This is a genomic window from Lascolabacillus massiliensis, assembly GCF_001282625.1.
Taxonomy (GTDB): Bacteria; Bacteroidota; Bacteroidia; order Bacteroidales; family Dysgonomonadaceae; genus Proteiniphilum; species Proteiniphilum massiliensis.
This window is the reverse complement of sequence record NZ_CTEJ01000002.1, coordinates 502151-523242: the sequence shown is the minus strand read 5'-3', so window position 1 is coordinate 523242 and position 21092 is coordinate 502151. Positions and strand designations below refer to the sequence as shown.

The window sequence follows — 21092 nt, the reverse complement described above, 5'->3', positions numbered from 1 at the left end:
ATTGATACTAAAGTATTTTATTTAAAACAGAAAAAGGAATATTTGTGTTTACCTGAAATAGTTAATATATAGTCAGTTATTGTTGATAATGTATAAAATGTGGAAACGTGACTTAATGCCATTATTTTTTTATTGGCAAATGTATGTATCAAAATCAATTACAAGTTGTGTTAAACTTGGTAAACCGTATTGGTCAGTCGAAATTGTAATCCACCTGAAATTTATGAGTTTATATGCATTACCTCCGTCAATAGAAACCCATTCATCAATTCCTTTTGCGCCATTTCGTAAATCACTCTTAGTGGTTAGTCCGACTGGTGCAGTATAGCTTCTTCCAGATGCAAGACACTTACAATTTGGATTTTGTGTTTGTTCTAACGACAAATATGTTGATTTTGTAAGCATCGGAAGTGTCCTGTTCACTTGCATAGGGGTCATTGTAGTTGCACACGAGTTCAGAAAAATCGAAATACATATTGTCAGAAGAATGTTTATTATCCCTTTCATTTTAGTTTTATGTTTCTTGTTAGTATTCTGACACTTTTCTTTCATCGTATTCAATAGCTCCTATACCCAGTCCATTGTTGGCGATTGCTTGTAATAACTTTTCAATGTCTGTTTCCATTGTATTAGTAATTTTTTGTTTAGTACTTTTGTTTTCTAATTAGAGGTTTTAACTGGCTGTATTCGTCCATTAATATCGCTTAAAGGAAGTTGTATGTTTTCGTAGAGTTGCTGGTTAAGCGTGTGTTTGTTTATGTGTTGTCTCGCACTTCTAAGTCTCAAAGTTAAATATTTATTTTCAAACAAGTGTGAATAGTGAGGAAGAAGATATCATAATCTTTTGCTTGAATGACTAATTTTTAAATAATTCAGAATGACTACCTAATCGTATCAATTTGATTACGTCACTTTTTTCATCACTCTTATTCTACCTCAATCTTTCCTTCACAAATTCTTCACAGTAAATTTTGATCATATCCCGCACTCTTCTGAACTCTGCCTTTATTTCATCTTCCGTTCCCACTACTTTTGCAGGATCAGGAAAATTGTGGTGAAACTTTATGGCATTGGTAGGGAAGTATGGGCAGCGTTCGCGTGCATTATCGCAGACTGTGATGACGAAATCGAAGTTGATATCACGATATTCATCTACATTATTAGAAGTATGACCTGAAATGTCGATTCCATTATCCTTCATTGTTTCAATTGCTCTTGGGTTAACGCCTTGCGTTTCCACTCCTGCGCTGTAAATATCGGCTTTACGGCATCAAAACATTCCCATCCCCTCTGATACTCTCCTGTCTGTATGCAGTAGGGGTAAGCCCTGTGTGCCTCTTGAAATAGCGAGTAAAGAATGATTGGTTTGGAAAGTTCAGCCCGTTGGATATTTCCTGAATCGACTGGTCGGTATTGGTGAGCAGGAACTTAATCAGGGCTACGGTCCTCTCGGTGATCCACTCCATGGGTAGTTTGCCTGACCGCTTTTTAATCACCATCGAGAAGTGCTTGGGAGTAAGACAGGCCTCATTTGCGTAGAACTCCACTGTGCGATGCTCCCTTACATGTTTTGCCAGCGAGATGGTGAAGTTGCGAAATATCTGCTCCTGACGCGATATTCTGGGCTTGCCTGCAGGTTGGTTCATGGCATAAAGTGTGACTATCTCCAGTGAGAGGTAGGTCATTAAAGTATTTCGTACTTCCTGAGCTAAAGGACCGGAGGCTTCGCGATAACGTTTCTCAACAAGACTGTATATCTCTTTTGCATTCTCCAGCTGATCCTCACTCAACTGCAGGTTAGGCATCTCCCGTATCTTCTCTACATAGTTCTCCACAGGATGCGACATAGCCAGCTTCTCCAGAAATCCCATTCCAGTTGCAATGAGCGTCACTTTCAGATCATCAGACACATCCACCAGTTGTATTACCGAGTAGGGCAGTACCAAAACAAAGCTTCCCCGGTGAATATGTATACGTTTCATATCCACCACAATTTCTGCCTCTCCACCAAGGCATACAAATACCACTACTCCCGCATCCAGAATAAAGGGTGTGCGCTTCAAGTGGACGTGAAAGTCGGTGGTTGAACTGTCCAGCATCAGATAGCCATTATCGGGCAATAGCCTGCGTGCTATCCTCTCTTCAAGTATGTATTGATCATTTATCATTTTCGCCTTATTGGTTGCAAATGTAACAATATTACATCGAATAAATAAGTATAAAAGACGAAAAAACCGACATATTGGACAATAAGAGGGAAATATTGGTAAACCTAACGGTATAAATAGACCTACCTTTGCGCACTAAAATAAATTTGAATGATGCAAATGAAAAAGTATATGATGTTTTTAGGGTGTCTGATGCTATTGATAAGCTGTAAAAGCACCCCGGAGAAGCACTCCACAGTGAGGAGCGTGAAAGTAGATACTGTTAGGGTTTATGGACAGGCCGGCAGCAACTTGTTTCCCGGTAAAGTGATGCCGGCATCTGATCTCAACCTGGCTTTTCGTGTAAGTGGACCAATTAGTAAAATGAACGCCAGGGTTGGTGCATATGTGCGTAAGGGTGATCTGCTGGCACAGATTGATCCGCGTGACTATGAACTGCAGCTGGCGGCTACCGAGGCTGAATATAATAGTATAAAGAGCGAGGTGGACCGAATCATGGGACTGCACGAGAAAGGGTCAGTTACCCCAAACGATTACGATAAGGCTCGCTATGGTTTCCAGCAGATAAGTGCTAAACTTAATGCGCATCGTAATGCGCTTGCCGATACAAAGCTACTAGCTCCTGTAGATGGATATATCCAGAAACGTCTTTTTGAACCGGGCGAAACAGTAGGAGCGGGTATACCGGTCATCTCTATGGTTTCCGCAGGTTCTGCTGAGGTTGAGGTGCATATCCCTTCGGGCGATTATATACGCCGCAATCAGTTCGAAAGTTATTACTGTACTGCAGATATATATCCTGGAAAGATCTTCCCGCTGGAGCTGATAGGGATAACTCCCAAAGCTAACGCCAGTCAGCTTTATTCCATGCGATTCCGACTTGCCGGTGGTGAGGGTGAGCTACCTGGACCGGGCATGTCGGTTATGGTGACTATCCTCTATCGTAATGATGAGGCCGAGACGCTATCTATTCCGTTATCAGCTCTGATACAGACTGATGGTCGTGCTTCGGTATGGGTTTATGATCCTGAAACCGGTACTGTCACTACTCGTCAGGTCACTCCATCTCAGATACTGACCGATGGAAGGGTTGTGGTGTCGTCGGGACTGAAAGCGGGGGAACTGGTGCTTACTGCCGGTATTCACTCTGTAAAAGAGGGGGAGAAAGTGTCATTGATACCAGCGAAAAGTGAAACAAATGTGGGAGGAATATTATGATTGATTTTGGTAAATGGGGATTAGAAAACCGCAAGCTGGTAAGCTTCCTTGTACTTTGTCTTCTGGTTGGTGGCTTCCTTGCCATCCGTAGTATGGGAAAGCTGGAGGACCCTGAGCTGGTAGTGAAACAGGCGCTGGTTGTAACCACCTATCCCGGTGCATCGGCTCATCAGGTGGAGCTGGAGGTGACCGACCTGCTGGAGAAATCTATCCGCACAATGAAGGATGTGGATTTTATCGAGAGCCGGTCTATGAACGACCTCTCAATGATTACTGTAGGAATTTCAACTCTGGTACCTAATGATGAGGTTGATCATGTATGGACTCAGCTGCGCCGTAAGGTGAGCGATGTGCAGGCTAAACTGCCGGAAGGGGCATCGGTACCTGTGGTTAAGGATGATTTCGGCGATGTGATGGGTATGTTTTATGCGATGACTTCCGATGGGTATAGCGACCGTGAAATGGGCGATTATGCTGAATTGATAAAGCGCGAACTACTGGCACTGGATGGTGTCTCACGTGTTGATATTTATGGTCAGGGCAAGGAGTGCATCTATATCGAGATGTATGAGGATCGAATGGCCAACCTGGGTATTTCGCCTGCGGAGGTACTTTCCACTTTGAGCGGGCAAAACAAGACTGTCTACTCCGGCAACTACAATGCAGATGATATGTCGCTTCGTGTAACTGTGAACGACCGATACCGCAATGCTGATGATATTGGTGATCTGCTGCTCAAGGGGCATCAGGGTGATCAGTTCAGACTGAAGGATGTTGCAAAGGTGTGGACAGGTTATGAGGATCCTGTTCGCAATGAGTTGATGTATGATAATCAAAAGGCATTGGGGATAGCTATCTCTGCAAATTACGATGCTGATATAACTCAGGTGGGTAAAAGAGTGGAGAAGAGGATTGATGAGCTCACTGCAAGTCGCCTGCCGATAGGTATAGAGCTTCATAAGGTGTTTTTTCAGCCCGACAGGGTAAGTGATGCACTCAACACCTTTATGATCAACCTGGTTGAATCGGTAATTATTGTTGTTCTGCTGCTTATCTTCTTCATGGGATTCCGAAGTGGTGTGATTATCGGTCTCAACCTGGTAGTGATCGTGATCGGTTCTCTGCTTATTCTCAATATGGCAGGAGGTACACTGCAGCGTGTTTCACTTGGCTCCTTTATCCTCGCCATGGGGATGCTGGTGGATAATGCTATAGTGATCCTCGATGGTATACTCATCGATATGCAAAGGGGATTGCCGAAGAAAAAAGCGCTTACCCTTATCGGAAAGAAAACAGCGATGCCGCTATTGGGAGCCACGCTAATCGCCATTCTTGCTTTCTTCCCAATCTTCCTGTCGCCCGATACAGCAGGATATTATGTGCGCGATCTCTTTATAGTTCTTGCAGTATCGCTTCTGCTGAGCTGGTTGCTGTCACTGGTATATGTTCCGATACAGGCCGACAGGATTGTTAAAATCAAAGAGGATAGGGTGGGTAAGGACCCTTATGATAATGGCTTCTACCGTGCGTTGCGTTCAGTACTTACATGGACCCTGCATAACCGAAGCCTTACCATTGGTGCAATCACCCTGCTAATGATTGCAGCGGTGGGATGTTACCGCTTCCTGCCACAGGGCTTCTTCCCCGATATGGATTACAATCAACTTTATATAGAGTATAAGTTACCCGAAGGATATACAAGCGAGAGGGTGAAGAACGATCTGCAGTCGATCACCGATTATCTCCTTTCTCGTGAAGAGATTACGCATGTCACCGCTTCCGTAGGAGGAACACCTGCACGTTACAACCTGGTGCGAAGTATGGCCGACCCGTCTCTTTCATACGGAGAGCTGATCGTCGACTACACCACTTCAAAGCAGCTGGTGGGCACGATAGATGAGATACAGGAGTATCTAACCGACCACTATCCGGATGCTTATGTGCGACTTAAAAGGTATAATCTTATGTATAAGAAACACCCCATAGAAGTGCAGTTCAATGGTTCGGACCCCGCTGTACTGCGAGATCTGACAGCACAGGCTCTCGCCATTATGGAGGAGAGTACCGCCATCACTCTGACATGCTCCAACTGGGAAGCAAAAACACCGGTGCTGATGGTCGACTACGATCAGCCAATTGCCCGAAATGTTGGAATCAGTCGTCAGGACGTTGGTCTCTCCCTGCTTAGTACCACAGGCGGTATTCCTGCCAGCTATTTCTATGATGGCAATCAGAGGCAGACCATCTATCTGAAGTCTGTAGATAAAGATGGCAACCCTATCGAGTCGCTCGAGAATGCGCAGATATTCAGCATGATACCTTCCCTCTCATTTGTCAACAGGGAGATGCTGCAAGGATTGCTCACAGGCGTATACTCAGAAGAGGATGTTATCCATGAGGCACTCCGTACTATACCGCTTAGTCAGGTAACCAATGGTATCCGTCTTACATGGGAAGATCCGCTTATAATCCGCTACAACGGACAGCGAGCCATGCGTGCGCAGGGTAGTCCCGTCAGAGGAATAGGAACAGAGGATGCAAGGCAAACCATAGCCAAACAGATCGAAGCAATCGAGCTGCCCGAAGGGTACACAATGCAATGGGAAGGAGAATGGAAAGCCAGTCAGCAGTCCAGCTCCTACCTCTTCAAATACTTTCCTCTGGCCATCATCCTTATGATAGCCATACTGATCATTCTTTTCCGCGATTATCGCAAACCTCTGATCATCGTTTGTTGTATTCCACTGCTGTTGATCGGTGTTATCTTCGGTATGCTCGCTTCCGGCAAGGCCTTCGGTTTCGTAGCCATAGTAGGTGTACTTGGACTGGTGGGAATGATCATCAAGAATGGTATTGTACTGATGGATGAGATCGAGCTGCAACTGAAGAGAGAGGATATTGATCCTGTGGAAGCTCTACTGATCAGCTCATTTGGTCGTTTCCGCCCGGTTATGATGGCTTCGGGAACAACCATCCTTGGAATGATTCCGCTGTTGAGTGACGACCTGTTCGGTCCGCTTGCGGTAACCATTATGGGGGGACTACTTATCGGTACCCTGATCACCCTTGTGGTCATTCCATTATTATACTCCATTTTCTTCAAAATAAAGATTCAGAAAAAATGAAACATTACAATACAATATATATGATAATTGCCGGTATGCTGGTTACGGTCAGTCTATCGGCACAACAACCACTCAGACTCTCAGAACAACAACCGTTAAGTCTGTCTGCCCAACAGCCACTTAGTCTGTCAGTGCAAGAACCTCTCACTCTTGAGGAGTGCCGTTCAATGGCCCTAACCAACAACAAGCAGATAGCGGTGGCTGAACAACAGGTAGAGAAGGCTGGTTATGGGGTGAAGAGCTATCGTGCCAACTTCCTGCCAAAAATCTCTGTTACAGGTAACTATCTGCTCACAACTGCTTCAATGGAGAGAGAAATCCCCTCATTCCATCTGCCAACCTATGTGCCGGATGCAACGGGTCAGCTCGTTCCCAATATACTTACCACAGTTGATGGTGTACCAATATTCAAGGAGTATGCCTTCTTTCCGGGTATGGAACTTAATCTCAAGCCTAATGGTACTTATCTGGCAGGGGTGCGACTGGAACAACCAATCTATACCGGGGGAAAGATCACCTCTGCCTACCGTATGGCACTATTGGGTGAAGAGATGGCAAGGTTAAACCGACAGAAGACAGAAGCTGAAGTAATCCTTCAGGCGGATGAGGCATATTGGACCTATGTCAGGGTTTTAGAACTGAAGAAAGTTGCCGAAGCCTATAAAGAGATGCTTGATCAGCTGGGAACAGATGTTACCAACGCATATGAAGCAGGGATGGTGCCACGCAACGATCTGCTAAGGGTAGAGGTGAAACGTAATGAGGTTGAACTACAATTACTGAAGGCAGATAATGGGGTAAGACTGGCAAGGATGAACCTATGCCACGTGATAGGCTTACCGCTTAACAGCGAAATCACAGTAGCTCCTCATACAACTGCACCACAAGAAGAGGCATTACCATTGCCGGATTTGGCATTACGACCGGAAGTGGAACTGCTCATGCATCAGGTAGAGCTTAAGGTGGAGCAGGTGAAACTTGCACGTAGCGAGTTCCTCCCACAGGTAGGCATAGGAGGCAACTTTTCCTATGCCAATGGATTGAAGCTGAACGACAACAAACTATTAGACAATACCGCCTTTTCGGCAGTAGTCTCCGTACAGGTACCAATATTCCACTGGGGTGAAGGCAAAAACAGAGTTCGCAGCGCTATGGCCGAGAAACGAATGGCTCAACTGCAGCAGGAAGAACTGACCGGAATGATGGAACTGGAAGTACAACAGGCACTGCAGAACTATCAGGAGTCGTTAGCCGCAATCCAACTCACCAACCGCTCCCTGAGCCAGGCAGAAGAAAACCTTCGCGAGAGTCGTGACAGATATGATGCCGGAATGGAAACCCTCTCCAACCTGCTGGAAGCACAAGCCATGTGGCAACAAGCCAAGTCAGAGTCAGTCGAGGCAGGATGCAACGCACAGCTTGCAGAAACAAGATACTACAAAGCAGCGGGGAAATTAAAATAAGTTTTTAAATGTGTGTGTGTGTAATCATTTACGAACCCACACATTCTTTATCTCACCAAAAACAAGCTTGTGATACTCGTTAGTTTCAGTGTGAGCATCAATGATGAACTGTCTGGCATCCTCAGTAAGGAAATCATCTGGAGAAACCGTAGTCACTTCAAACAGATCCAGTTCAATTATAATCTTGGCCTCCTTATAGCTCATATTGCCCGAAGGAGTTTCCACAGCAGTTAGGGTAGTATTAGTCATCTTCTTATTGCTATCCCTGCCAGACGACATACCAAACTTAACGATCTCATCCTGATACTCCCGGTCGAAGAAAGACATCGTATATCTGTTCTCCTTACGAATAAGTTCAAGCGTATAACGATTAGAACGGAGCATAGAAAACACCACCTGTTTGTTGAACAGTATACCCCAACCACCCCAGCTGGCCACCATCGAGTTGTAATGATCGGGAGTTCCTGCAGTCAGCACAGAGTAATCCTGGTTTATAAGAGTAAAAATATCCTCCTCAACCTCATTGGCATCAATAGTCTTGAACAGATCCTCAAAAGAAGCAGCCTTGATCTGCTCAGAAGTCAGTTTATCAACAGTTGTTACATCTCCAGCCTCTCCAGTTTGTGCCTTACCACTATTTTCTTTACATCCGGTAAGAGCGAGTAGTGAAATACAGAGTAGTGTTAAAACGATATTCTTCATAAATTAAAATAGGTATTTATAATTGTTTTTGATATCAACATTAAGAAAGGAGTTAAGATATGGACCTTTTGGGGAATATTTAGTTTTTAATTCAGTTAGCTTCATCCTTGCCATTCCTCATAACCCATGTTCTTAGCTAACGTCTTCGTCTGATCTATAATTTATCCATGGACTTAGGAATCTGTATGGAACATTTAATGTAAGTGTATGTAATAGTCTCTTAACCTTCTTGTTTTCCAAATTTCCGGTAAGACATTTGATAACATCTTCTCTACTGGAATCCATTAGCAAACCTGTTAACCATTGCAATTCGGTTACTATATCATGTAAAGAATCCATTGTTCCGAAAGAGAGGCGAAAATAGTGAATAGTGTACCATGCGTTTGCAACCATCCTTATTACTAAATCCCATACTGACATACGAACGGCTCCTTCCTCATTTCGCATTTGCAGAAGGGATTTAAACCAATAAAACTTATAGGTTGCAGATGTATTATTGAATACACAGCTTAGATTATTAGTCGATAGGTATTCTGACTGAGGTATTTTAGCCATAATTTTCCAGTGAAATTGAAGATTGTTTTTGTGTAAATATGATAAAGGTTGCTTGTAATAAATAGAATAAAAACTGATTTTCAAATTTAAGAACAAATTAGATCATATACAAAATTAAAAAATTGAATATATATTGACCCAACTCACCTCCTAAAACACTTAATAGCAGTCAAAATAGTTAATTCACTTTTAACACGTCTCATTTTTTATTCAATTTTTGTTATTATTGAGATTTGTATATATCTTTGAATACACTTATTCTTACCCCTCTATGAGCTCGCATGTTAACAATATTATTAATGAGATAACACCCTTATCTGATAAGGATTGCTTCTACATTGCTGATCGAAGGAAATCTGAATTTACCTATCCTCTGCATTCTCACAGTGAATATGAACTCAATTATGTTGAAAATGCTGCAGGAGTAAAACGTATTGTGGGTGATTCTGTTGAGGTAATTGGAAATTGGGATCTTACACTTATAACAGGCGATGATCTGGAGCATGTATGGGAGCAGCACGAGTGCACATCAAGGAATATAAGAGAAATTACAATTCAGTTTTCGAAAGATCTTTTTTTTGATAATTTCATCCATAAAAATCAGTTCAGCTCAATTAAAAATATGCTGATCAAGGCGCAGAAGGGAATAAATTTCCCTATGGAGACCATCATGAGGGTTTATCCAATGCTCGATAAGTTGTCTTCAGAAGAGTCGGGGTTTCACGCTGTTATGAATTTAATGCATATACTGTATGAACTTTCGTTGTGTGAGAATTGTCATACTCTGGCAAGTTCTTCTTTTGCACAGGCAGAGGATAACACAGACAGCAGAAGGGTAAAAAAGATATATGATTATATAAATGCCCACTATAAAGAGGATATCAGACTTGAAGAGCTTGCTAACTTGGTTGGCATGACTCCTGTAGCTTTCAGTCGCTTCTTTAAACTGAGAGCGGGAAAGACCATTTCTGAATATATTATTGATATTCGTTTAGGAAATGCAACTAGGTTGCTTGTTGATACTACCAACACCATCTCGGAGATATGCTACGAATGTGGATTTAATAATGTATCCAATTTTAACCGTATATTTAAAAAAAGAAAAGAGTGCTCACCCAAGGTTTTCAGGGAAAACTACAGGAAAACCAAGCTTATAGTATAGTAGCATATCTCCGACCTTTATCCCACAACCATTTTAACTTTTCAATAACCGTTCAATTATTAAAATGTCAATAATTGATAATATTGTATTATTTTTTCATTGATAAGCGGACTACCTTTGACAATATAATAGTTATCTATTCATAATTGCACAATTTGATACTTTATTTACTGTGAAAAGGTTGTTTATACTTATCTCGATTTTACTTATAGTTTCATTCTCATGCTCTGAAACAGGGGATGAGATAGTGGGTGAACCTAACGAAGATAATCTTACCCTGCTTTATCTTGCTGATAAAAATGCTACTTACGAGACAAAAGCGCTCTATTCTAATCTATGGGAGATTCAAAAAAGTGGCTTTATGTTTGGGCATCATGATGATCTATGGTATGGAAGAAAATGGTACAATGTTCCGGGAGTCTCTGATACCAGGGATGTTTGTGGCGATTATCCTGCCGTGTTCAGTGTTGACTTTGGATCTGTAATGGACGACAGATATTCCTATGAATTTGATATAAATGAGAATATGATACGTAAAAGAGTAATCAGGGAGGCTTACGACAGGGGTGAGGTGATTACTGCTTGTATTCATATAAATAATCCGCTCACTGGGGGTGACTCCTGGGATAACTCCAGAAAGGATGTTGTGAAGGAGATTCTTAATGAGGGTGGGGAAACTAATATTAAGTACAAGGTTTGGCTAGATAGGCTGGCTCAGTTTGCAATGGATTTAAAAGGGTCTGATGGCAAGTTGATTCCTGTAATATTTCGTCCCTATCACGAACATACTCAAACATGGTCATGGTGGGGAAGATCTTGTACCACAGAGAGTGAATTTGTGAGGTTGTGGCAGTTTACAATTAGTTATCTAAGGGATACAAAAGGTGTACATAATTTTATCTATGCTATATCACCACAAATGGATTCACCAAAGGGCAGAAGTGATTTTTTGTTCAGATGGCCCGGTAATGAGTATGTTGATTTTATTGGCATGGATTGTTATCATGGTCTTAATCCCACAACATTCGCTATAAACATGACGGCTTTGTCTAAATTGTCAAAGGAGCTTAAAAAGCCGTGTGGTGTTACAGAAACGGGTGTTGAGGGTTTGATTGATGGTAGTGGTAAAACTCAATACAGATATTGGACTGAGCAGATTCTGACGCCCTCTTTGGGGCAGTCGGTAAGTATGATTGTAATGTGGAGAAATAAGTATGACCCTAATGAGGAAGGACACCATTTTTACTCCGTATTTAAAGGGCATGCAACTGAAAGTAATTTTATCTCCATGTATGATCATCCGGCATCTTTCTTCTCTAAAGATCTTCCTGACATGTATATTATGGCAAAAGGGATTGCTGTAGAGGGTTATTGACTTTTTTTATATACGTATGTCAAAAAATGCATATGAGTTGATAAAAAAGTATCAATTTTAGAAATTTCAACACTATAAATTTGTTGCGGTGGAACGAGTAATTTCTGTTAAAATCTAGACTAGGCTCTTTTTATTGAAAAGCGATTGGAGAATAAAGCTAAAGTGAGCTTTATTAGTATGTGGTTAATATTGTGAAAAATTCAAATTCAAAAATTTATAATTAAAAATGGATATTTATTTACCTAAATTATGAGAACATCAACACTTGTTAAGGGAATAATTGTATTGGTCTTAGCCATTTTATGGTCTTGCGATAATAATCAGAGAGAGGTGCAAGATCTTGTTGATCCATGGTTAAGGGAGAGGACTCCTGTTGCTTTTAAGATTGAAGGCCAGGTGGGAGATCCCCTTATTGAGAATAATTGGCGAAAGGATGAAGAGGGAACTATCAAAGTTACCCTAATTTCATCGGCTATAAAGGACCTGAAGAATGTGAAGGTTTTAAATTTGAAACTTCAGTACAATGCTACTTCAACGCTTACTATTGGAAGCACACTGGACTTAAGCAATGGTTCTGATTCATTTGAAGTGATTGCTGAAAATGGAGAAAAGAGAACTTATGTAGTAACGTTTGATGAGTTTTATGAACCTATCGTGGGTGATTATGCAGTAGAACAGCTCTGGATGTATGGTGGAACCGGTCCGGAATATGGTGGTGGCGCGGTTTGGCCTATGATGGAGAAAAGCTGGCGATGGAATGTTGACGGAAAACCAACTGCAGAAGAGGATAATATTATTTCTCTGATTTTGATGGGTGTGAACGAAGAGACTGGTGATACTTACGGTATCAGCATCAATGATGCCGGTCCTGACGGTATGTATGCTAGCTTTGTATATGATGACAGAAATTGGGTTAAACATGATCTGAAACATTTCTACAGATGTATACCTGAAGGTGAAGGTGAATGGGAAAAGAACTCCAAGACAGGAATTATCACTTTCATTTCTAAGGATGGAGTAAGAAGATCATGTAATTTGTGGAGTGCAGGAACTTATGCTTTTGACGAGTATAATAGTATTACTATTGAGAACATGGCCTTTAACTTTCCAATTACTGAGGGAGTTTCTGATAACTGGGATGTAATCTGGGAAGATGATGCTAAATACTTATGGCATCCCAGAAACTTTGTTGTGAAGGTTACAAAATTATGATAATTACAAATTAGAGAATTAATAAATTCACGAGTTTATGATAAAATATTTAAAAGTGTTTTTGTTGTCCACTTTCATGGTTATGCTGGCCTTTACTAACGTAATCTATGGACAACAAGGTAATATCCATGGAATAGTGAAGGATGCACAAGGTGAACTGCCCGGGGCTACAATTATTATTAAGGGTACAACCGTTGGTACAGTCACCGATGCTGATGGCAGGTTTACTCTGCCTCTTGAAACATCAAGCGCCGTATTGCAGGTTTCATATATAGGGTATCACTCTAAAGAGGTGCCTGTATCTCTTGCAAGTGGAATTGTGGAGATTACTCTTGAAGAGGAAACCACTACCATTGATGAGGTTGTGGTAACTGCTTTTGCAACTCAGAAGAAGGTGAATGTAACAGGCGCTATCTCTTCTGTAGGAGGCGAGGCTCTTATCGCTACACCTGTTTCTAATATCTCGAATGCTTTAATTGGAAACACTCCTGGTGTTACCGGTTTGCAATCCTCGGGTGAGCCTGGTAGAAATGCTGCAAACCTTAGGATCAGAGGGGTATCTACCTATGGTTCGTCCACTCCGCTAATTGTTATTGATGGTGTTGAACAGGCTGCAGAACAGGCTTTTGCAGAGCTCAACTCTATGGATGCGAATGAAATTTCTCAGATAAGTATTTTGAAGGATGCTGCATCTACTGCAGTTTATGGTATACGTGCTGCTAATGGTGTAATTATTATTACAACAAAAAGAGGGCGTTCCGGAACTCCTAGAATTCACTTCTCTTCCAATTATGGTATTACAAGTGCTACAAACCTTCAGAAGGGTGTAACAGCATATGAATATGCATTAATGAGGAATGAAGGTATTAGAAATGAACAGAGGAGTTATAGCGGAACAGAGAGTTTGTCGGCTTATCTGTATAATGATTACGACTTGTGGAAATTTAAAAACAACAGAGATTTTACACCGGTAGAGGTAGATGCTATGACTAATCTGACTCCGGCTCAGAAAGAGCAGTTGAAGAACTCTCCTGCACTATATTATTCAAGTAAGGACCTTTATAGAGATCAGTTTAGCAAGAATGCACCTCAGCTGCAGACAAACATCAATATTTCAGGTGGTACAGAGAGAGTGAACTATTTTGTCTCTTTCGGATATTTCAACCAAGAGGGTATTACCAATGCAACCAAATACTATGGATCCAATACTGGCTCCAAGTTTAACAGATATAACTTCAGGGGAAACTTTGGAATCCAGATTGCAAAGAACTGGGATGTTGATATTAATATTGCAGGCCAGTTCGGAGAGACACAAGGCCCAGGTATAAACTCAGGTCCTTATGACCTGGATGGTCGTTACAAAGTGATTATGCAATATATATACGATGGTAACCCATTTATTACTCCGGGTATTATTGATGGTAAGCTTATTAACGATTTTGCAGGTGTACCAGGAACAATACAAAATCCATTGGGCGTAAAAACGGGCAGTCAAATTGGTTCACAGAATGCAGTATATAACCTGCTGATAAGCGGTAGGGGTACTATCCATAACAACCTACTAAGTAATACTGTGAAAGTAAATCACAAGATGGACTATCTGCTCAAGGGGCTTAATGCTCATGCATCGGTAAGTTATCAGGATAACTATAATAGGTATGTAACATATTCTCCTTCAATTCCTTCTTATACAGTTCAGCGTGATCTGAATGATCCTAATGTACTGCAGTTTTTTGGAGGATCCATGGATGCCGGTAGTTTCAACTCATATGGCTACAGTAACTGGAATAAATTATATCTGGATGCAGGTCTGAACTGGGCGGGAAGCATCGGTGACCATAATATTACTGCTCTTTTATTGGGTAAAGGCTCGAGATATACTATGCCTTCAGACTCATATAATGTTCCTTCGGGAATTGTGGGGTTGGTTGGTCGTGTCACCTATAACTACATGAATCGTTATATGGCTGAATATAATGTAGGATATAATGGTACTGAACAGTTTATCGAAGGCAAGAGGTTTGGATTCTTCCCAGCATTCTCTGTTGGCTGGGTTCCAACATCAGAAGAGTTTTTCCCTAAGAATGATGTCCTTACATTTATCAAGCTGAGAGCTTCTTACGGTGAGGTAGGTAACGACCAGCTAGGTGGAAGCAGAAGATATTATTACCTGCCTAATACCTATAACCTGGGACAGGGTGGCTACTGGTTTGGAAATAGTGATGGCTCATCGCAGAACTCATATTACCAGGGTGCTACCGAAGGTGCTTTGGGTAACCAGAATATCACATGGGAGCGTGCAAAAAAATATGACGTGGGTATGGAATTAGGCTTCTTCAGAGACAGACTATTCATTACTGCCGACTGGTTCAAAGAGGACAGAAATAACATTCTCACAACTTTAGGAACAATACCCGCAATTTATGGTGTACCTGGCAATTCTGTACCTCCGGCAAACGTTGGTATAACCAAGAATGAGGGTTATGAGGTTCAGATCAGATGGGAAGATCATGTTGGAGACTGGAGCTACTCTATCGAAGGAAGCACAAGCTATTCACGTAATAAGATTATATATCGTGCAGAAGCACAAAATCCTTACCCATGGATGAATGCAACAGGATTCTCTATAGGACAGCGTTTTGGTTTGAGAAGCGATGGTTTGTACAATACTGTTGAGGAGTTAAACAACAGACCTTATAATACCTTCACTTCTAACCGTGCAACTCTGGGTGATGTGAGATATAAAGATCTGAATGGTGATGGACTAATTGATAGTAAGGATATTGCACCTATTGGATATCCTAATTATCCTGAGTATCATTTCAGCTCTAAGATTAAGATTGCTTATAAGGGATTTGATCTGAATGTCCTGTTCTTGGGCTCGGCCAACGGATCATACTATCTGAACAGTGGTTATACAATTCCATTCTTCAAACGTGCAGGTAATGCATGGCAGTGGATGTATGACGGAAGATGGACAATGGAGAAATATCTGGCTGGAGAAGAGATTACTTATCCCAGGTCAACATTTGATGCAACAAATGATCATAATAATTATTTGACAAGCGACTACTGGATGAGATCTAATAACTTCTTTAAGCTGAAAAATATAGAGATTGGCTATACAATGCAACCTGATTCTTTTAAATTCCTGAAACTGGTTCAGGGTTTAAGAATCTATATGAATGCCAATAACCTATTCACCTTTAAAAATGAACTAACTGCAATTGGAATAGACCCTGAAGTAACTGATGGAAGAACTTATATTTATCCTTTGACCAAGGTTGTAACAGTTGGGTTGAGTTTTCAATTTTAATAGTAAAAAATTTATCTTATGAGAAAAATAGGAATAATACTTTTAATTATAGGTTTTTCGGTAGTTACTGCATGTGAGGACTTTTTCCTGGAAAAGCCAGATACTACCGGAACTGTTGACCTGGATGAGGTTTATAGCTCAACAAAGAATGCTGAAGCAGCTCTTTTTTCATGCTACAGGAATATTTTAATTCATGGATGGCCTGGTGGCTGGGGTGTTGGGCATGGCGCCTTGGCATCTATTAGTGGTGAACGATCATATGGTTATTCATGGCATGGTACATATACTATTGCACTGACTGGTTTGTCTGTAAATGGAACAGATGGTTCAGATGGAGGTGCAGATCATTATGGAAATAACTGGAGTGCAATAAGGGCTTGCTTTTTAGTTAAGGAGAATATCGACCGTGTACCTGATATGAGCGAAACGACAAAGACTCAGATAAAAGCTGAGGCTACAGGTTTGATTGCTTACAGATATATGGGTATGTTTTACAGATATGGTGGTTTGCCAATTGTACGCAAGTCGTTCGAAGCCACTGATGATTTGAATATTCCAAGAGAATCGCTGCAGGCTACCCTTGACTATATTATTGAGTTGTGTGATGAGGCTTACCAGGGACTGCCTGAAGGCAGATGGAGCAATGAAAAGACTGGACGTTTGACCAGAGGTGCGGTTCTGGCAATCAAAGCAAGGGCCTTAATGTTTGCGGCACGACCACTGTTTAACAGTAGTAAGCCTTATCTGGATAATGGAGAACATAATGATCTTATTAGTTTTGGCAATGAAAATGTTTCTAGATGGAATGATGCTATTACGGCCAATGAGGCTGTGCTCAATTGGGCCGGTTCAAATGGTTATGAGCTGATCAATACAGGTGGTGCAGGCTTGGGACAGCCTAACCCCAATGCTTTGAAAGACTATGGTACTGCTACATCTACTCCGTCAAACAATGAGGTACTGCTGGCTTATAAAATTAATTCAACCAATCAGTGGGAATGGCCCGCAAGTGCAATTTTCTATTATCTGAATACATCTGCCAACTGGACAAACAATAGATGGGATACAGACTTGGTTGGACTCTTAACTAACTTCCTGGAGCTTTATTATAAAAATGACGGAACTAACCAGGAGTGGCCAAAAATTGGTGAATCTTCTCCAAGAAGTGCTGAGGAATGGTTGGAGAAAATCCCTAATATGGAAGCTCGTTGTCTGGCTGATAATATTTTCCCGGGATTTGATGCTTATAATAACCCGGGAGTTTACAATTATAGTGCTTCAGGATGGGGACGTTCAACTGCCAACTCGGGTAAAGAAGGCGTTTTCCCAAATGCAATCAGTGTGGGAAAAGGTTGTGGTTTCCCTGTCAAATTCTACTATGGTGCTGGATCTAGAGTCTGGTTTGAACCACCTTTGTTCAGACTGGCAGAGACATACCTTAATCTGGCCGAAGCATATAACGAAGTTGGGAACACAGCTAAAGCTCTTGAGAATCTTAATATGGTTCATAACAGAGCCGGTTTGCCTTCTATTACTGAAACCGACAAGACGAAATTAAGAGAGATAATCCAACGTGAGAAAGCTATTGAGTTTTACAATGAGAATCACAGATACTATGATGTGAAGCATTGGAAACATAAAGATATTGCTAACGGAATAATTGGAGGAAATATGCGTGAGCTGCAATTTAAAATTAAAGCAGATGCGAGCGGTAGCAACAACCTAGCAGTTAATTTGGAGTCATACTGGGATGCAGTGACATATACCGCATTCTGGAGTCCAATGATGTACCTTGAACCAATTCCTCAGTCTGAGGTAAATAAAGGGATAACTGTCCAGAATCCTGGATATTAATATAATATCATTTATTTAAAAGATATGAAAGAAATCAATATGAGAAAATATAATATTTTTCGAGTAATCTCAATCACGCTTATTTTCCTTGTGATTAAGGTATCGGCCTTTGCACAAAATTCTACAGCTGAACCAGACTCGTTGATTCAAAATAAGATTGATGCATTTGGAATATTACCACTGGAAATAAACACAAGTACTGCGGCTGTATCCAATGTTGGTTCTGATAAGCTTTATCGGACTACATCCTCTAACCTGACAAATACTTTACCCGGACTGCTATCGGGAATGACTCTGATTCAGGGAACAGGTGAGGTTGGGAATAACAATGCTCAGTGGCTGATCCGTGGTATCGGTAGCTATGGTAATAACGGATTTAATGCAGCGAAGATATTTGTGGATGGTTTTGAAGTGAATAGCAACTATCTGGCATACCTTTCACCAGTTGAGATAGAAAGTTTTTCTATTCTTAAGGATGCAGCTACTCTAACGGCCTTTGGTGAAAGAGGTGCTAATGGAATTATATGGATTGAAACAAAACGTGGTAAGGTTGGACCTTCTACTGTTTCTGCTCAAATGCGCTTTGGTTCTCAGTCGGCATCAAGTATAAATAAGCCTTTGGACTCTTATGGCTATGCATCATTGTATAATCAGGCTATAAGTAATGATAATGGAACATGGGCTCCATTTTATTCTCAAAATCAGCTTTCAGACTATATGAGTGGCAGAGGGGTAAATGTTGACTGGTATGATGAGGTTCTTCGCAATTCAGCTAATTATGTTGATGGTGATGTTACATTCAATGGTGGCAGCTCTAAGGCAAGATATAATGTGACTCTGGGATATGTAGACCATCAGGGATTACTTAATGTTAACAATAGCGACTCTACCTCAAATCTGAGATACACAAGGTATAATCTAAGAGCAAATCTCGATTTTAGCATGCTGGATATTTTTGAGGCAAGGGTTGACTTGGGAGGCCGAATTGAACAGCGCAAGAGACCAAACATTGCTGTATCGGATCTTATGTCAGTTCTTTCCCGTTATCCTTCAAATATTTATAATATTTATGATGATGAGGCTGCAAATCATTATTCTGGAACTGCTATTCATCCTAATAACCCTGTGGGTTCTATCAAGGGTTTGGGATGGGCATCCAACCAATCGCGTATTCTGCAGGGTAACTTCTCACTTAAAGAGAAACTCGATTTTATTACTCCTGGATTATATTTGCAGGAGGTGTTCTCATTTAATGCTTACACTTTAAGCACTTATAGCAAGACCAAAAATTATGCACGTTATTTTAATGGTGCAACAACTACAACTGATGAGACCACTTCTATCAGGGCCAGTGGTTATGGTTCTGCAGCAATGGAAGACTGGAAGCAGGGTAAATTGACGGCAGGATATGATCGTGTTTTCGGTAAACATGCTGTATCTTCTTCTGTTAACCTGAATATTTCAGCTTTTAGTGGTGATGGGTATTTTTCATATAAATATAATTATCTGAACTATAATGGTAATGTCAACTATAATTACGATAACAGATATATAGGACAGATTTCATTTTCATATTTTGGAAACGACTCATATGCTCCTTCCAACAGATGGGCATTTTATCCTGCAGTTTCAGGAGCATGGATAGTCTCTAATGAAGATTTTATGAAGGATGCCGAAAGTGTTGATTTCATGAAAGTAAGAGCTTCTGCTGGACAGTCTGGTTTTTCTGATTCAAATGTAACAGGTGTTCTTGCATCATTCAACTCCAACGGAAGATTCCTGTTCAAGGAGTATTTCACTTCAAGTTATGTAGGATCGTTCTATACTGGTGCTACATCGGGAACTTGGCAGAACACAATGGTGCCAATGTTTATATCTAATCCTGATGCACATGCCGAAAAGAGTACCAAATATAATTTGGGTTTTGACCTTGGTCTGTTTGATAAGCTTACACTTATTGGAGATGTTTATCTTGATAAACGTACTGATATTCTAACTTTGGATAATTCCTTAATGGATTACTATGGTACTAACTATTACTTCTCCAATATTGGCAAGATGACCAGCAAAGGGTTTGAACTTACAGGTATGTGGCAGGATAAGATAGGTAGTTTCAATTATTCGCTCAATGGTATGTTGTCTTACAATACCAATAATATTGATTATATGGCAGAAGTGGCAACAGCATATGAGTATAACGCCAAAACAGACAGACCTTTTGGAACTTTCCTGGGTTTGGAAGCTGATGGGTTCTATGATTTAAGCGACTTTAATTCTGATGGTTCTCTTGTTGATGGCCTGCCATTGCCTGCATTTGGCAATGTTCAGCCGGGTGACATCAAGTATGTGGACTTGGATAACAATGGTGTTATTGATCAGAATGATATTACCAAGATTGGTAAATCCATATATCCTGAATGGACATACGGGTTCGGTGCTTCAGCTGAGTTTAAAGGTTTCGATTTCAATATTTTATTTCAAGGTATAGCCGGTGCTTCAGTTAATTTACTGGATAACTGGAATCAGACTGTAGCTTTTGTTGATAATCGCACAGTTTATCCATTGGCTGAAAATGCCTGGGCATATTATCCTGAGCAGAATATTGATACACGTAGTTTTGCAAAGTATCCGCGACTGACCACGCAGAGTAACGATAATAACTACAGATCCAGCTCTTTCTGGATCAAAGACAGAGACTTCCTGAAAATCAGGAATATTGAATTGGGATATGATTTTGGAAAGAATAGCTCCCTTAACATGGATAATGTTGAGAAGCTGAGGATTTTTGTTAGTGTTGTAAATCCATTTACCTGGAGTAGTTTATTAAAGGATTATAATATGGATCCAGAAAGTATTTACGGAGGATATCCAACTGTAAAATCTTTTAATGCAGGTGTTTCATTTACATTTTAACGTTTAAAACTCTTGAATATGTCATTAAA

General features: G+C 40.9%; 14 protein-coding genes. 9 read left to right on the top strand and 5 right to left on the bottom strand.

The genetic code is table 11. From position 1 onward, the window contains the following. Positions 1–129: 129 nt before the first annotated feature. The 3 genes from BN1354_RS06945 to BN1354_RS06935 all read right to left on the bottom strand — a co-directional run bounded on the left by BN1354_RS06945 (position 130) and on the right by BN1354_RS06935 (position 2168). On the bottom strand, positions 130–429 hold the full coding sequence (locus BN1354_RS06945) for a hypothetical protein (protein WP_197272035.1): 300 nt from the start codon (positions 427–429) through the stop codon (positions 130–132). Between the two features lie 502 nt (positions 430–931). Next, positions 932–1255 carry an arsenate reductase ArsC gene (locus BN1354_RS06940; RefSeq protein WP_082331554.1) on the bottom strand — a complete coding sequence of 108 codons (324 nt, stop codon included), beginning with the start codon at positions 1253–1255 and terminating at the stop codon, positions 932–934. Between the two features lie 7 nt (positions 1256–1262). Continuing rightward, entirely contained in the window at positions 1263–2168 is a 906-nt protein-coding gene (locus BN1354_RS06935; protein ID WP_053826671.1) for a helix-turn-helix domain-containing protein, read from the bottom strand. Between the two features lie 150 nt (positions 2169–2318). On the opposite strand from BN1354_RS06935, the gene BN1354_RS06930 reads away from it, so the two are divergent. Genes BN1354_RS06930 through BN1354_RS06920 form a run of 3 tightly spaced genes read left to right on the top strand, consistent with a single transcriptional unit; the run spans position 2319 to position 7974 of the window. Beyond that, positions 2319–3386, top strand: coding sequence for an efflux RND transporter periplasmic adaptor subunit (locus BN1354_RS06930; RefSeq protein WP_231623087.1), 1068 nt, complete (start codon positions 2319–2321; stop codon positions 3384–3386). Next, positions 3383–6511: an efflux RND transporter permease subunit gene (locus BN1354_RS06925; protein ID WP_053826670.1), complete on the top strand. Its 3129-nt coding sequence runs from the start codon at positions 3383–3385 to the stop codon at positions 6509–6511. Before BN1354_RS06930 ends, BN1354_RS06925 begins: the two co-directional genes overlap by 4 nt. Further along, positions 6508–7974, top strand: a complete 1467-nt coding sequence (locus tag BN1354_RS06920) for a TolC family protein (protein WP_053826669.1) — start codon at positions 6508–6510, stop codon at positions 7972–7974. The genes BN1354_RS06925 and BN1354_RS06920 overlap by 4 nt, the downstream gene beginning before the upstream one ends. Before the next feature lie 24 nt (positions 7975–7998). On the opposite strand, the gene BN1354_RS06915 is transcribed toward BN1354_RS06920, so the two are convergent. Beyond that, a complete protein-coding gene (locus BN1354_RS06915) occupies positions 7999–8676 on the bottom strand; it encodes a flavin reductase (RefSeq protein WP_154904833.1) in 678 nt (225 codons plus the stop codon). Between the two features lie 132 nt (positions 8677–8808). Next, positions 8809–9231 (bottom strand): hypothetical protein, encoded by a 423-nt coding sequence (locus BN1354_RS06910; protein WP_053826668.1) that lies wholly within the window; start codon positions 9229–9231, stop codon positions 8809–8811. Between the two features lie 271 nt (positions 9232–9502). On the opposite strand from BN1354_RS06910, the gene BN1354_RS06905 reads away from it, so the two are divergent. The 6 genes from BN1354_RS06905 to BN1354_RS06880 all read left to right on the top strand — a co-directional run bounded on the left by BN1354_RS06905 (position 9503) and on the right by BN1354_RS06880 (position 21063). Beyond that, positions 9503–10393, top strand: a complete 891-nt coding sequence (locus BN1354_RS06905; protein WP_053826667.1) for an AraC family transcriptional regulator — start codon at positions 9503–9505, stop codon at positions 10391–10393. A gap of 172 nt (positions 10394–10565) precedes the next feature. After that, positions 10566–11768, top strand: a complete 1203-nt coding sequence (locus BN1354_RS06900) for a glycoside hydrolase family 26 protein (protein ID WP_053826666.1) — start codon at positions 10566–10568, stop codon at positions 11766–11768. A 249-nt stretch (positions 11769–12017) separates the two neighbouring features. Continuing rightward, the gene (locus BN1354_RS06895) at positions 12018–12980 is read left to right on the top strand and encodes a hypothetical protein (RefSeq protein ID WP_053826665.1); all 963 of its coding nucleotides are present in this window, start codon (positions 12018–12020) and stop codon (positions 12978–12980) included. Between the two features lie 37 nt (positions 12981–13017). Then, on the top strand, positions 13018–16296 hold the full coding sequence (locus BN1354_RS06890) for a SusC/RagA family TonB-linked outer membrane protein (protein WP_082331553.1): 3279 nt from the start codon (positions 13018–13020) through the stop codon (positions 16294–16296). Positions 16297–16314: 18 nt separating this feature from the next. After that, complete coding sequence (locus BN1354_RS06885; RefSeq protein WP_053826663.1) at positions 16315–18150, top strand: RagB/SusD family nutrient uptake outer membrane protein; 1836 nt, start codon at positions 16315–16317, stop codon at positions 18148–18150. Between the two features lie 24 nt (positions 18151–18174). Continuing rightward, positions 18175–21063, top strand: a complete 2889-nt coding sequence (locus BN1354_RS06880) for a SusC/RagA family TonB-linked outer membrane protein (protein ID WP_053826662.1) — start codon at positions 18175–18177, stop codon at positions 21061–21063. Positions 21064–21092 lie beyond the last annotated feature (29 nt).

What these genes read in the sequence shown, in the direction of transcription:
- BN1354_RS06930 (WP_231623087.1), top strand. Translation starts at nt 2,319, where the DNA reads ATGATGCAAATGAAAAAGTATATGATGTTTTTAGGGTGTCTGATGCTA.
- BN1354_RS06880 (WP_053826662.1), top strand. Translation starts at nt 18,175, where the DNA reads ATGAAAGAAATCAATATGAGAAAATATAATATTTTTCGAGTAATCTCA.
- BN1354_RS06890 (WP_082331553.1), top strand. Translation starts at nt 13,018, where the DNA reads ATGATAAAATATTTAAAAGTGTTTTTGTTGTCCACTTTCATGGTTATG.
- BN1354_RS06945 (WP_197272035.1), bottom strand. Translation starts at nt 429, where the DNA reads ATGCAAGTGAACAGGACACTTCCGATGCTTACAAAATCAACATATTTG.
- BN1354_RS06910 (WP_053826668.1), bottom strand. Translation starts at nt 9,231, where the DNA reads ATGGCTAAAATACCTCAGTCAGAATACCTATCGACTAATAATCTAAGC.
- BN1354_RS06895 (WP_053826665.1), top strand. Translation starts at nt 12,018, where the DNA reads ATGAGAACATCAACACTTGTTAAGGGAATAATTGTATTGGTCTTAGCC.
- BN1354_RS06920 (WP_053826669.1), top strand. Translation starts at nt 6,508, where the DNA reads ATGAAACATTACAATACAATATATATGATAATTGCCGGTATGCTGGTT.
- BN1354_RS06935 (WP_053826671.1), bottom strand. Translation starts at nt 2,168, where the DNA reads ATGATAAATGATCAATACATACTTGAAGAGAGGATAGCACGCAGGCTA.
- BN1354_RS06905 (WP_053826667.1), top strand. Translation starts at nt 9,503, where the DNA reads ATGAGCTCGCATGTTAACAATATTATTAATGAGATAACACCCTTATCT.
- BN1354_RS06925 (WP_053826670.1), top strand. Translation starts at nt 3,383, where the DNA reads ATGATTGATTTTGGTAAATGGGGATTAGAAAACCGCAAGCTGGTAAGC.
- BN1354_RS06885 (WP_053826663.1), top strand. Translation starts at nt 16,315, where the DNA reads ATGAGAAAAATAGGAATAATACTTTTAATTATAGGTTTTTCGGTAGTT.
- BN1354_RS06915 (WP_154904833.1), bottom strand. Translation starts at nt 8,676, where the DNA reads ATGAAGAATATCGTTTTAACACTACTCTGTATTTCACTACTCGCTCTT.